The sequence below is a fragment of the Pseudomonas sp. 1L-B-1-E-C1 genome (assembly GCF_057291835.1).
Map to the genome: position 1 here is coordinate 427477 of NZ_JBXAWN010000002.1, position 12820 is coordinate 440296.

The following is a 12820-nucleotide window of genomic DNA, read 5'->3' on the forward strand; positions in this document are numbered from 1 at the left end:
TAATGGCGTCAGAAGTAGAGGGATTTAAAGTGTCAGCCGTTCTCTCACTGTTACAAAGCCGTTTGTTGCGGCCGGTGTTCGTTACCCTTGGTATCGCCCTTTTGGTGCAGGTGTTGGTGGCGGTTGCCCTGACGCGGAGCACGGTCACGGCGCTGGAAGCCGATCTGGCCGTGCGCCTGGGTGCCGACAGCCAGAAGCTCTCCGGTGAACTGGAGCAGGCCGGGCGTGAAGTCACTTCAAGTCTTGATGCGTTATCGGCCAGCACTCGTCAGCGCCTGACGGTCGGCCTGTCCGCGCGTCTCAAAGATGAGCAGGCGCAACTAAGGGCGACGCTGGAAAAGGACCTCAAGGATTCGGCCAACGACATGGCGCAGTTGCTTGCATCCGTAGCGCCGCGTGCCATGTGGGACAGCGACGTGCCGACGCTCTCGGAGTTCGCTCGTCGCGCCCAGCGCAATCCCAACGTGCTGTTCGTGGTGTACGACGACGCCACTGGCCAGCATCTGACCCGTTATCTCAATCGTGAAAACCCGATCAACAAGGCCTTGCTGGAAAAAGGCCAGGGCGAGCGTGCGCTGGATAAAGTCCTGGATGCGGCGAAAAACGATCCTTCGGTCTACTACCTTGAGGCCTCGATCAATCCCAATGGCGTGGAAATCGGCAAGGTGCTGATGGGCGTTTCCACGGCCTCGGTGGAAACCGATCTGGCCGAGCTCGACAAGCGCTTTCTGGCGCTGATTGCCAGCAGCGATCAACTGGTCGGCGACAGCCTCAAAGGCGCAGCAGCGGACAGCGCCAAGGCCATGCAGGCACGCCTGCAATCGGCGCAGGCAACCGCTGGCGAAATGAAAGCCAACACCGCGCAAACCGTTCAAGAGGCGGCCGCGACATTGCGCTGGCGCATCGGTCTCGGTCTGGCGCTGGTCGGCTGTGGCGTGCTGCTGTTGCTGGCGGTGGTGCTTGGTCATCGAGTGGTCAATCGTCTGAAAATGCTCAACGCGGCGATGGACGATCTGGCGGCAGGCGAGGGCGATCTGACCAAGCGTGTGCAGATCAACAGCAAGGATGAGATCGGCGACATGGCCTCGGCGGTCAATCGCTTCGTCGACAAGTTGCAGCCGATCGTGCGTGAGGCGGGCGACGTCGCTCAGCGTACTGGTGTGGAAATTGGCGCAATGACCCTGCGCAATGCTGGCGCCGATGCGGCTGCCGGAATGCAGCGTGATGAGGTCGCGGAAAGCCTGCGTGCTCTTTCGCAAATGGCCGATGAGGCGCAGTCGGAAAGCCAGGCAATGCAGGCGGCATTGAAACAGGTCGTTGAAATTCGTCAGGCCACCGATGAAAACACCCGAACCTCGGCGAAGGTCGGCGGCCTGATCGAAGCACTGGCCGGGCAGGTCGATACCGGGGCGAAAGTCATCGAGCGACTGGCGCAGCAGAGCGAACAGATTGAAGTGGTATTGACGGTGATTCACGGCATCGCCGAACAGACCAATCTGCTGGCGTTGAACGCGGCGATCGAGGCGGCGCGGGCGGGCGAGACCGGTCGTGGATTCGCCGTGGTCGCGGACGAAGTGCGTGCGTTGGCGAGCAAAACGCAAAGCTCCACCGGCGATATCCAGGCGCACATCGTCGCGCTGCAGCAGGGCGCGCGTGAGGCGGTCGAAGCGATTGGTCAGGCCGGACGGCAGGCCAGCGAAGGTTTGCTGGTATTGCGCGACAGTGCGCGGCTGCAACAGTCGGTGCAGGCTTCGGTCGAGCAGGTGCACGCGGCGATCGGTCTGGCGACGCAGGCAGCTGCGCATCAGGCGCAGGGAGCGCAGGCAGTGCGAGGGCGGGTCGAGACGATTCATGCGCAGGCCGAGAAAGCGGCGCAGGCAGTGGTGGAAACCACGGCCAGTGGCAAGGTGCTGGATGGTCTGGCGGCGCAATTGAAAGCCAGCCTGGGGCAATTCAGGGCTTAAGATCAAAAGATCGCAGCCTGCGACAGCTCCTACAGGGAAACGCAAATTCCGATGTAGGAGCTGCCGAAGGCTGCGATCTTTTAGCGGCTCAGATACATCCGCGTCGTCAGCAAATACACAGGCAGCCCCGAGACCACAATCAACAACGCCGCATAAGGCGCTGCGGCCGCAAACTCGACATTCGCGGTATGCGCCCAGACCTCGGTCGCCAAGGTGTTCAGCCCGGTCGGACTCAGCAGCAACGTCGCCGTCAATTCCTTCATCGCATCGAGGAACACCAGCGCAAACGCCGCGCCCAGTGCCGGGAAAATGATCGGCAAGGTCACCCGGCAAAACGCCGTAAACGACGATGCGCCCAAGGTCCGCGCCGCTTCTTCCAGCTGTGGCGCAGCCTTGTTCAGTGCCGTACGTATCGGCGCCTGCGCCAGTGGCAGAAACAGCAGCGCATAGGCGATCAGCAACAAGCCCGAGGTCTGGTATAGAACCGGCACGTAATGCAGAGCGAAATACACCAGCGTCAACGCAATCACCAGGCCCGGCAGCGCGTGCAGCAGATAAGGCAGGCGTTCGGCCCAGATTGCCAATTGGCCTTTATAGCGCACCACCAGCAGCCCGACCGGCACTGCCAGCACCAGACACAGCGCCGCGCCGCCCAACGACAATGCCAACGACGACAACAGCGCCTCAGTGATCGCTGCTACCGGGAACGCCGCCGACGAACCGACCGCCAGCCAGTAGGCCAACATTCCCAGCGGGATGCCACTGCCGATAATCGCCAGCAGCAGGCAATACAACTGACCGAGTGCCGCCCACGGTCCAAGCTTTACATGTTCAGCCTGTCGTGCAGCGCCCTGGCCGGTGCGCACATGCCGGCCCTTGCCGCGCACACGCAACTCCAGCCACAGCAACAGCAGACACAACGCCAGCAACACCGCCGAAAGCATCGCTGCGTTGGCGTTGCTGAATTCCAGTTCGAATTGCTGGTAGATCGCCGTGGTAAAGGTCTGCAGGCCGATGATGGATAGCGCGCCGAATTCCACTAGCATGTGCAGAGCAATCAGCAGCGAGCCGGCCAACAGCGATGGCCACAACAGCGGCAGGGTGACGCGGAAAAACACGCCCCAGCGATTCTGCCCCAGCGTGCGGGCGGATTCTTCGAGAGAGGGATCGAGATTTCGCAGGGTCGCCGCGACTGGCAGGAAGATCAGCGGATACTTCGACAGGCTCATCACCAGAATCGCTCCGCCGAGGCCTTCGAACTGTGCACTCAGCGACACCCAGGTGAAGCTGCTGACAAACGCCGGCACCGCAAACGGCAGGCACAGGATCACGCCCCACAGGCGTCGCCCCGGCAGATTGCTGCGTTCCAGTAGCCATGCCAGCGACAGGCCGATCACGGCGCAGGTAATCGTTACGCCGACCATTAACGCCAACGTGTTGCGCAGCAAGCCAAACACATACGGACGCCACAACAAATGCAAAGCCTCGGCCCAGCCGGCCTGCCAGGCTTTCACTCCGACATAGGCCAGTGGCAACAGGCTTAGTACCACCAGTAGCAATACCGGCAGCACCAGCCATATCGACGGCCGTTTGCGTCTTGGCACATAACCCCCGCGCGTGGCGGGGGCCGATAACGATGCAGCCATCAGTTCAGGCCAACTTCGCGTTCCAGCTCCAGCGCTTCTTCAGCATTGCCCAGATCCGCCGGAGTGACGTTCGGCGCTTCCAGTTCGCTGAACGGCTTGAGACCGCGGTCCGACTCCATGCCTTTGTGCAGCGGGTATTCGGCGGTGGTCTGGGTGATCACGCGCTGGCCTTCTTCGCTGGCCATGAAAGCGAGGAATTGCTGGGCTTCTTTTGGATGTTTACTGGACTTCAGCACGGCAGCGCTGGACACGGTAATCAGGCCGCCAGCGTCGCCGCCGGTGAAGTAATGCAGTTTGGAGTCGAGCTTGCCTTTCTCGCGTTGCAGGGCGAACCAGTAGTAGTTGTTCACCAGCACCGTGGCGACTTCGCCGTTCTCTACGGCTTTGAGGGCGACCATGTTGTTGCTGTAGGTCTTGCCGAACGCGCGCAGGCCGGTCAGCCATTCTTCGGCAGCGTCGCGACCGTGCAGTTTGATGATCGCTACGGCCTGCTCCTGGAAGGCGCCGCTGGTCGGCACGAAACCGACCTTGCCTTGCCACTGCGGGTCGGAAAATTCCATTACCGATTTCGGCAGATCTTTTTCATCGATCAGTTTCGGGTTGAATGCCACCACGCGGACGCGGGCGGTAACGCCGATCCAGGTACCGTTTGCTGCTACATATTTTTCCGGCAGAACCGCCAGGGTGGCGTCGTCGGCCTTTGCCAGCAGGCCCTGTTCGCCGAGGTTGTTCAGTGGTGGCGATTCTTCGGTGTAGATCACGTCGGCGGGAGAGCGGTCGCCTTCTTCGATGATCTGGCTGGCGAGCTGATTGCTGCTGCCTTTGCGCACGTTGACGTGGATGCCGGTCTTGGCTTCGAAAGCCTTGGCAATCGCATCGCCGACTTCCTTGTGCTGGCCGTTGTAGAGAGTCAGGGAAACCGCATCGGCAGCCTGGGTGAGGGGAGTGGCGAGCGCCAGGCCGAGGAGGGTGAAGGTCAGGCCTCGGCGCAGGGTATTTCGAAACGTCATTCGCAGGGTTCCTCACTGTCGCATTGCAAAAACTTGCAACAATGATAAACGATATTGTTTCTCAAGTGCGCCTTGTGCGGGACAAGGGGATCGGGTAGGAGCTGCCGAAGGCTGCGATCTTTTGATCTGCCTCCTGCGAGTTACGGGGAAAAGCAAGATCAAAAGATCGCAGCCTCGTTGCACTCGTCAGCTCCTACGAGCTCCTACCAGACCTACGGGAAATTCAGGAGGCCAGAAACGCAAAAACCCGCTTTCGCGGGTTTTTGTGAAATCCAAGGCCTGGACCTTGAATTTGAATTGGTGCCCAGAAGAAGACTCGAACTTCCACGACCGTAAGGTCACCAGCACCTGAAGCTGGCGTGTCTACCAATTTCACCATCTGGGCAATCATCGTAAGCGTTGCCGCTGTCGATGTGGCGCACTATACGGAGGCCTTTTTGATCTGTAAACCCCTGATTTGGTTTTAATAAATCAGTGTGAACAAAAGCTTTCCTGCAAATGCAAAAAACCCGCTTTCGCGGGTTTTGTGTGAGTCTTGAAACTGATCTAGTCTCAAACTCGAAATTGGTGCCCAGGAGAAGACTCGAACTTCCACGACCGTAAGGTCACCAGCACCTGAAGCTGGCGTGTCTACCAATTTCACCACCTGGGCATCATCGAAAGCGCTGTTGTGCGTCGTCGATGGCGCGCACTATACGGAGCGCCTTTTTAACTGTAAACCCCTGCTGCAGAAAAAACTGAATTTTTTTACCAGCGGTGTTCAAAACCGTATCAGAGCGTCGACACAGGGCCTTGTAAAGCCTTATAGAGTCGGAAATTTCCCGTTTCCCGGCGCCTATGCCAAACTAACCCGCATATAGACAAGGTGAAAACTCTCTAATGGCCGATTGGCAGTCCCTCGATCCCGAGGCCGCTCGTGAAGCGGAAAAATACGAAAACCCTATTCCCAGCCGCGAACTGATCCTGGCGCACCTCGCCGATCGGGGTTCGCCTGCTGCCCGCGAGCAACTGGTCGAAGAGTTTGGTCTGACCACAGAAGACCAGATCGAGGCCCTGCGCCGCCGCTTGCGCGCCATGGAGCGCGACGCTCAATTGATCTACACCCGCCGTGGCACTTACGCGCCGGTGGACAAGCTCGACCTGATCCTCGGCCGCATCAGCGGTCACCGTGACGGCTTCGGCTTCCTCGTGCCGGACGACGGCAGCGACGACCTGTTCATGAGCCCGGCGCAAATGCGCCTGGTGTTCGATGGTGACCGCGCACTGGCGCGGGTGTCCGGGCTCGACCGTCGTGGTCGCCGCGAAGGCGTGATCGTCGAAGTGGTGTCCCGCGCTCATGAAACCATCGTCGGCCGCTACTTCGAAGAAGGCGGTATCGGTTTCGTCGTTGCCGACAATCCGAAGATCCAGCAGGAAGTGCTGGTCACTCCGGGCCGCAACGCCAATGCGCAGATCGGTCAGTTCGTCGAGGTGAAAATCACCCACTGGCCAACGCCGCGCTTCCAGCCGCAAGGCGATGTGGTCGAAGTGGTCGGCAACTACATGGCGCCGGGCATGGAAATCGATGTTGCCCTGCGCACTTACGACATTCCGCACGTCTGGCCTGAAGCCGTGCTGAAAGAAGCGGCCAAACTGAAGCCGGAAGTCGAAGAGAAGGACAAAGAAAAGCGCATCGACTTGCGCCATCTGCCGTTCGTCACCATCGACGGCGAAGATGCCCGCGACTTCGACGATGCGGTCTACTGCGAAGCCAAACCGGGCAAGCTGCGCCTGTTCTCCGGCGGCTGGAAGTTGTACGTGGCGATTGCCGACGTTTCCAGCTACGTGAAAATCGGCTCGGCGCTGGACAACGAAGCTCAGGTTCGCGGCAACTCGGTGTATTTCCCCGAGCGCGTGATTCCAATGCTGCCGGAGCAACTGTCCAACGGCTTGTGTTCGCTGAACCCGCAAGTGGATCGCCTGGCCATGGTCTGCGAGATGACCATCTCCAAGTCCGGCGAAATGACCGACTACTGCTTCTACGAAGCGGTGATCCATTCCCACGCCCGTCTGACCTACAACAAGGTCAGCGCGATGCTGGAAACGCCGAAAGCTACCGAAGCGCGTAAATTGCGTGGCGAATACACCGACGTCGTGCCGCACCTCAAGCAGCTCTACGCGTTGTACAAAGTGTTGCTGGCCGCTCGTCACGTGCGCGGCGCGATCGATTTCGAAACCCAGGAAACCCGGATCATCTTCGGTTCCGAGCGCAAGATCGCCGAAATCCGTCCGACCGTGCGTAACGATGCGCACAAGCTGATCGAAGAGTGCATGCTGGCGGCCAACGTCGCCACTGCCGAATTCCTCAAGAAGCACGAAATTCCTGCGCTTTATCGCGTCCACGCCGGTCCGCCGCCAGAGCGTCTGGAAAAGCTGCGCGCCTTCCTGGGTGAGCTCGGCCTGTCCCTGCACAAAGGCAAGGATGGTCCATCGCCGAAGGATTATCAGGCCCTGCTGGCGAGCATCAAGGATCGTCCGGACTTCCATCTGATCCAGACGGTCATGCTGCGTTCGTTGAGTCAGGCGGTGTACAGCGCTGAAAACGACGGTCACTTCGGCCTGAATTATGAAGCCTATACTCACTTCACCTCGCCGATCCGTCGTTACCCGGACCTGCTCACGCACCGCGCGATTCGCAGCGTCATCCATTCCAAACAGGACACCCCGCACGTTCGTCGTGCCGGTGCGATGACCATTCCGAAGGCGCGCATCTATCCGTACGACGAAGCGGCCCTGGAGCAGCTCGGCGAGCAGTGCTCGATGAGCGAGCGCCGCGCCGACGAAGCGACCCGTGACGTGGTGAACTGGCTCAAGTGCGAGTTCATGAAGGATCGCGTCGGCGAGTCGTTCCCGGGCGTGATTACCGCCGTGACCGGTTTTGGTCTGTTCGTCGAGCTGACCGATATCTACGTCGAAGGCCTGGTGCACGTCACCGCGCTGCCGGGCGATTACTACCACTTCGATCCAGTGCATCACCGCTTGGCGGGCGAGCGTACCGGTCGCAGTTTCCGTCTTGGCGACACCGTTGAAGTGCGGGTCATGCGCGTTGATCTCGACGAACGCAAGATCGACTTCGAGATGGCGGAAAAAACCATCAGCGCGCCGATCGGTCGCAAGAAACGTGGCGCCGAAACCGCTGCGCCTGCTGCCAAGGCTTCGGAAGAAAAGGCTCCAGCAAAAACCGCCAGCCGTCGTCCGGCCAAGGAAAAGGTTGCCGAAGCCTATCGCCCGAGCGATGCCGTGGCGAAAAACGCCGAGCTGCGCAAAAGCCGTGAATTGAAGAAGGCCTTGCTGGCCGATGCGAAAAACGGTGGTAAAGCGGCGTCCGGGGGAAAGACCGGGCGGTCGGCGCCTGACAGGGCGACCGACGGCAAGCCAGCCAAACCGAGCAAACACCGTAAGGGCCCGCCAAAAGCGGGCTCCGCTCCAGCCAAAAGCGGCGGGGCGCGTAAACCGAAGGCGAAGTCATGAGTCAGTTGGAAAAAATCTACGGCGTTCACGCGGTAGAAGCGTTGCTGCGTCACCATCCCAAACGCGTCAAGCAGATCTGGCTGGCGGAAAGCCGCAACGATCCGCGTGTGCAGACGCTGGTCGAACTGGCCAATGAAAACCGTGTTCAGGTCGGCCAGGCCGAACGTCGCGAAATGGACGCCTGGGTTGAAGGCGTACATCAGGGCGTGGTCGCGGAAGTCAGTCCGAGCCAGGTCTGGGGCGAGGCGATGCTCGACGAGTTGCTCGACCGCACCGAAGGCGCGCCGTTGTTGCTGGTGCTCGACGGCGTGACCGACCCGCACAACCTCGGCGCCTGCCTGCGTTCGGCCGATGCGGCCGGTGCGCTGGCGGTGATCGTGCCGAAAGACAAGTCGGCTACGCTGACTCCGGTCGTGCGTAAAGTGGCTTGCGGCGCGGCGGAAGTGATCCCACTGGTGGCCGTGACCAACCTGGCGCGTACTCTGGAGAAGCTTCAGCAGCGCGGTCTGTGGGTTGTTGGCACAGCGGGTGAGGCCGAGGTCAGCATTTATGACCAGGACCTGACCGGGCCGACCATCCTGATCATGGGCGCCGAAGGCAAAGGCATGCGTCGCCTGACCCGCGAGCATTGCGACTATCTGGTAAACCTGCCGATGGCCGGCAGCGTCAGCAGCCTCAACGTGTCGGTCGCCACCGGTGTTTGCCTGTTCGAAGCACAGCGTCAGCGCGGTGCAAAAGCCAAGGCTGCCGCGAAGAAGTCCTGAGTCGTACACGATTCAAATGTGGGAGCGAGCTTGCTCGCGAAAGCGGAGTGTCAGTCGACGTATTTGTTGGATGACAGACCGCATTCGCGAGCAAGCTCGCTCCCACATTTGTTCAAGGTGTCTGGAAGATCGGTGGTTGTTCAAATAATCACCAATTGCCTTGCACCTCTTCTGTCCCTTCTCTACAATTGCGCCCCTTGCTGTGACGGCAGGCACGCATGTGCCCCGCGCCAGCAAGTCCATAAGTGTCATTCACTCCTTGTCTGACCGTTTTTGAGCGGCAGGCTACAACCCGTAAGGAGCATTCATGCGTCATTACGAAATCATCTTTCTGGTCCACCCGGATCAGAGCGAGCAAGTCGGCGGCATGGTTGAGCGTTACACCAAGCTGATCGAAGAAGACGGCGGCAAAATCCACCGTCTGGAAGACTGGGGCCGTCGTCAACTGGCCTACGCAATCAACAATGTTCACAAGGCTCACTACGTGATGCTGAACGTTGAGTGCACTGGCAAGGCCCTGGCCGAGCTGGAAGACAACTTCCGCTACAACGATGCAGTGATCCGTAACCTGGTCATCCGTCGCGACGAAGCCGTTACCGGCCAGTCCGAGATGCTCAAGGCTGAAGAAAACCGCAGTGAGCGCCGTGAGCGTCGCGACCGTCCTGAGCACGAAGGCGCTGATAGCGCTGATAGTGATGACAGCGACAACAGCGATAACGCTGACGAGTAATCCACGGACCTTATTAAGGAGCCTATCAAATGGCACGTTTCTTCCGTCGTCGTAAATTCTGCCGCTTCACCGCTGAAGACGTGAAAGAGATCGATTACAAAGATCTCAACACTCTGAAAGCTTACGTATCCGAGACCGGCAAAATCGTTCCAAGCCGCATCACCGGTACCAAAGCTCGTTATCAGCGTCAGCTGGCCACCGCTATCAAGCGCGCCCGCTTCCTGGCCCTGCTGGCCTACACCGACAGCCACGGCCGCTGAGACCGGGCAGTCGACAAGTAGCAAAGGATTGAACGCATGCGCGCCTTAGCTGAGTTCATCATGCGAGGCCGAATGCAGGCCACTCTCGTGGTGGCCGGATGTGCAACATTGCCGTTGTTGTATTGGTTGGGTGCTGCCGCCGGGAGCCTTGTGCTGCTGCGGCGCGGATTGACGGACGCCCTTGGCGTTCTGTCGCTGGGACTGCTGCCAGCCTTGATCTGGTGGCTGTATGCCGATGACCCACGGGCACTTCTGGTGCTGCTGGGGTCTTCGGGGCTTGCGTTGGTTTTGCGCGCAAGCGAATCCTGGGTCCGCACGCTGCTGGTCAGCGTAGTGATCGGAGTGGTGTTTTCAGTGGTGCTCGGGGTCGCGTTTGCGGCCCAGATCGAGATGCTTGCACAGGCCCTCATAAAGGTCATGCCAGCGCTCCTCGGTGAGACCTACAAGCAATTGTCGGTCGATGAGCAAGCGCGTTTCGCGTCCCTGATTGCACCGGTCCTGACCGGACTGATTGCGGCTTTGTTGCAGATCGTCAGCGTGCTGAGCCTGATTGTCGGGCGGCATTGGCAGGCGTTGTTGTACAACCCGGGTGGTTTCGGTCGCGAGTTTCGCGCCATCCGCATCCCGCTGGGGCCGGCGATGTTACTGCTGGCGTTGATGCTTCTGGGCCCGAATCTCGGTGCACAGATGGCCATGTTGACGCCGTTGTGCAGTGTACCGCTGGTGTTCGCCGGGCTGGCCCTGATGCACGGGCTGGTCGGGCAGAAGCGACTGGCCGGTTTCTGGCTCGTGGGGTTGTACGTCACGCTGCTGTTGTTCATGCAGCTGATCTATCCGTTGCTCGTGGTTCTGGCCATTGTCGACAGCCTGATTGATTTTCGCGGTCGTCACGTGTCGAAAGACACCGACAGCGCGAACGGTGAAGGTTAAAAGTTAGAGGATTTTCACATGCAACTGATCCTTCTGGAAAAAATCGCCAACCTGGGCAACCTGGGCGACAAAGTAAACGTTAAGGCCGGTTACGGCCGTAACTACCTGCTGCCTTTCGGCAAGGCTACCGCTGCGACCGCTGCCAACCTGGCTGCGTTCGAAGAGCGTCGCGCCGAGCTGGAAAAAGCTGCCGCAGACCGTAAGGCATCGGCTGAAAGCCGTGCTGCCCAACTGGCCGAGCTGGAAGTGACCATCACTGCCACCGCTGGCGACGAAGGCAAGCTGTTCGGTTCGATCGGTACTCACGACATCGCTGACGCACTGACCGCTTCCGGCGTTGAAGTGCAGAAGAGCGAAGTTCGTCTGCCGAACGGCACCATCCGCAACGTGGGTGAATTCGACGTGGCCGTGCACCTGCACGCCGAAGTTGAAGCCACCGTACGCGTTGTCGTGGTAGCAGCTTAAGCAACATCGATCGGCTGGCGGCTTGTCCGTCAGGCGGTTAACATCGGGCACGATCCTGTTTACAGGTCGTGCCCTTTGTCTTTCTGAATTCCCTGCTTTTCACTAATACTCAAGTGGCCATGAACGATATTTCCGCTCCCGAGCAATACGATCTGCAAACCGCTGCCCTGAAGGTGCCGCCGCATTCCATCGAGGCCGAACAGGCCGTACTCGGTGGTCTGATGCTGGACAACAACGCCTGGGAACGCGTGCTCGATCAAGTCTCCGACGGCGATTTCTATCGACATGACCACCGCCTGATCTTCCGTGCGATCGCCAAACTGGCCGATCAGAACTCGCCGATCGACGTCGTGACCCTTGCCGAGCAGCTGGACAAGGAAGGTCAGACGTCGCAGGTCGGCGGCCTCGGCTATCTTGGCGAACTGGCAAAAAACACGCCGTCCGTCGCCAACATCAAGGCCTATGCGCAGATCGTCCGCCAGCGGGCGACGTTGCGCCAACTGATCGGCATCAGCACCGAGATCGCCGACAGCGCCTTCAACCCGGAAGGCCGCACTGCCGAAGAAATCCTCGACGAAGCCGAACGGCAGATCTTCCAGATCGCCGAAGCGCGGCCGAAGACCGGTGGCCCGGTCGGCGTCAACGAGCTGCTGACCAAGGCTATCGACCGCATCGATACCCTGTTCAACACCGCCGACGCGATCACCGGCCTGTCCACTGGCTACACGGATCTCGACGAGAAAACCAGCGGCTTGCAGCCGTCCGACCTGATCATCGTTGCCGGTCGTCCGTCGATGGGTAAGACCACCTTCGCGATGAACCTGGTGGAAAACGCCGTGTTGCGCAGCGAAAAGGCGGTGCTGGTGTACTCCCTCGAGATGCCAGGCGAATCGCTGATCATGCGTATGCTGTCCTCGCTCGGCCGTATCGATCAGACCAAGGTGCGTTCCGGCCAACTCGAAGACGATGACTGGCCGCGCCTGACTTCGGCGGTCAACCTGCTCAACGATCGCAAACTGTTCATCGATGACACCGCCGGTATCAGCCCGTCCGAGATGCGCGCGCGGACCCGGCGTCTGGTGCGTGAGCACGGCGACGTCGGTCTGATCATGATCGACTACCTGCAACTGATGCAGATCCCCGGTTCCAGTGGTGACAACCGTACCAACGAGATTTCCGAGATCTCCCGATCCTTGAAGGCCTTGGCCAAGGAATTCAACTGCCCGGTAGTCGCACTGTCGCAGCTCAACCGTTCCCTCGAACAACGCCCCAACAAGCGCCCGGTGAACTCCGACTTGCGGGAATCCGGAGCGATCGAGCAGGACGCCGACGTAATCATGTTCGTTTATCGCGACGAGGTGTATCACCCGGAAACCGAGCACAAGGGCATCGCCGAAATCATCATCGGCAAGCAGCGTAACGGCCCGATCGGGTTTATTCGGCTGGCGTTCATCGGCAAGTACACGCGCTTCGAAAACCTGGCGCCGGGCAGTTACAATTTCGACGACGACGAATAAGTGTTGGCCGAAATCATTCGGCCA

The 12820-nt window shown here is 59.8% G+C and carries 10 protein-coding genes and 2 tRNA genes; 8 read left to right on the forward strand and 4 right to left on the reverse strand.

Features of this window, described 5'->3' with window-relative positions; genetic code table 11:
• Window positions 1-29: 29 nt before the first annotated feature.
• Window positions 30-1964: a methyl-accepting chemotaxis protein gene (locus AC0Z4S_RS05590; protein WP_485622348.1), complete on the forward strand. Its 1935-nt coding sequence runs from the start codon at window positions 30-32 to the stop codon at window positions 1962-1964.
• A gap of 80 nt (window positions 1965-2044) precedes the next feature.
• On the opposite strand, the gene AC0Z4S_RS05595 is transcribed toward AC0Z4S_RS05590, so the two are convergent.
• From AC0Z4S_RS05595 to AC0Z4S_RS05610, 4 genes are all read right to left on the reverse strand, one after another.
• On the reverse strand, window positions 2045-3610 hold the full coding sequence (locus AC0Z4S_RS05595; RefSeq protein ID WP_485622349.1) for an ABC transporter permease: 1566 nt from the start codon (window positions 3608-3610) through the stop codon (window positions 2045-2047).
• The gene (locus AC0Z4S_RS05600) at window positions 3610-4620 is read right to left on the reverse strand and encodes an extracellular solute-binding protein (RefSeq protein ID WP_471878470.1); all 1011 of its coding nucleotides are present in this window, start codon (window positions 4618-4620) and stop codon (window positions 3610-3612) included. Before AC0Z4S_RS05600 ends, AC0Z4S_RS05595 begins: the two co-directional genes overlap by 1 nt.
• Before the next feature lie 298 nt (window positions 4621-4918).
• A tRNA-Leu gene (locus AC0Z4S_RS05605) sits at window positions 4919-5005 on the reverse strand.
• Between the two features lie 180 nt (window positions 5006-5185).
• Window positions 5186-5272: transfer RNA gene (locus tag AC0Z4S_RS05610), tRNA-Leu, on the reverse strand.
• Between the two features lie 227 nt (window positions 5273-5499).
• Here AC0Z4S_RS05610 and rnr point away from each other — a divergent pair.
• The 7 genes from rnr to dnaB all read left to right on the forward strand — a co-directional run bounded on the left by rnr (window position 5500) and on the right by dnaB (window position 12796).
• Window positions 5500-8130: a ribonuclease R gene (gene rnr, locus AC0Z4S_RS05615; RefSeq protein ID WP_485622350.1), complete on the forward strand. Its 2631-nt coding sequence runs from the start codon at window positions 5500-5502 to the stop codon at window positions 8128-8130.
• Entirely contained in the window at window positions 8127-8894 is a 768-nt protein-coding gene (rlmB, locus tag AC0Z4S_RS05620; protein WP_252877333.1) for a 23S rRNA (guanosine(2251)-2'-O)-methyltransferase RlmB, read from the forward strand. The genes rnr and rlmB overlap by 4 nt, the downstream gene beginning before the upstream one ends.
• A gap of 307 nt (window positions 8895-9201) precedes the next feature.
• Window positions 9202-9624 carry a 30S ribosomal protein S6 gene (gene rpsF / locus AC0Z4S_RS05625; protein ID WP_038360383.1) on the forward strand — a complete coding sequence of 141 codons (423 nt, stop codon included), beginning with the start codon at window positions 9202-9204 and terminating at the stop codon, window positions 9622-9624.
• A gap of 29 nt (window positions 9625-9653) precedes the next feature.
• Window positions 9654-9884: a 30S ribosomal protein S18 gene (rpsR, locus tag AC0Z4S_RS05630; RefSeq protein ID WP_002551829.1), complete on the forward strand. Its 231-nt coding sequence runs from the start codon at window positions 9654-9656 to the stop codon at window positions 9882-9884.
• A 36-nt stretch (window positions 9885-9920) separates the two neighbouring features.
• Window positions 9921-10814, forward strand: coding sequence for a hypothetical protein (locus AC0Z4S_RS05635; RefSeq protein ID WP_253498531.1), 894 nt, complete (start codon window positions 9921-9923; stop codon window positions 10812-10814).
• Window positions 10815-10832: 18 nt separating this feature from the next.
• The gene (gene rplI / locus AC0Z4S_RS05640; RefSeq protein WP_003221136.1) at window positions 10833-11279 is read left to right on the forward strand and encodes a 50S ribosomal protein L9; all 447 of its coding nucleotides are present in this window, start codon (window positions 10833-10835) and stop codon (window positions 11277-11279) included.
• A 119-nt stretch (window positions 11280-11398) separates the two neighbouring features.
• On the forward strand, window positions 11399-12796 hold the full coding sequence (gene dnaB / locus AC0Z4S_RS05645) for a replicative DNA helicase (RefSeq protein ID WP_016771936.1): 1398 nt from the start codon (window positions 11399-11401) through the stop codon (window positions 12794-12796).
• Window positions 12797-12820 lie beyond the last annotated feature (24 nt).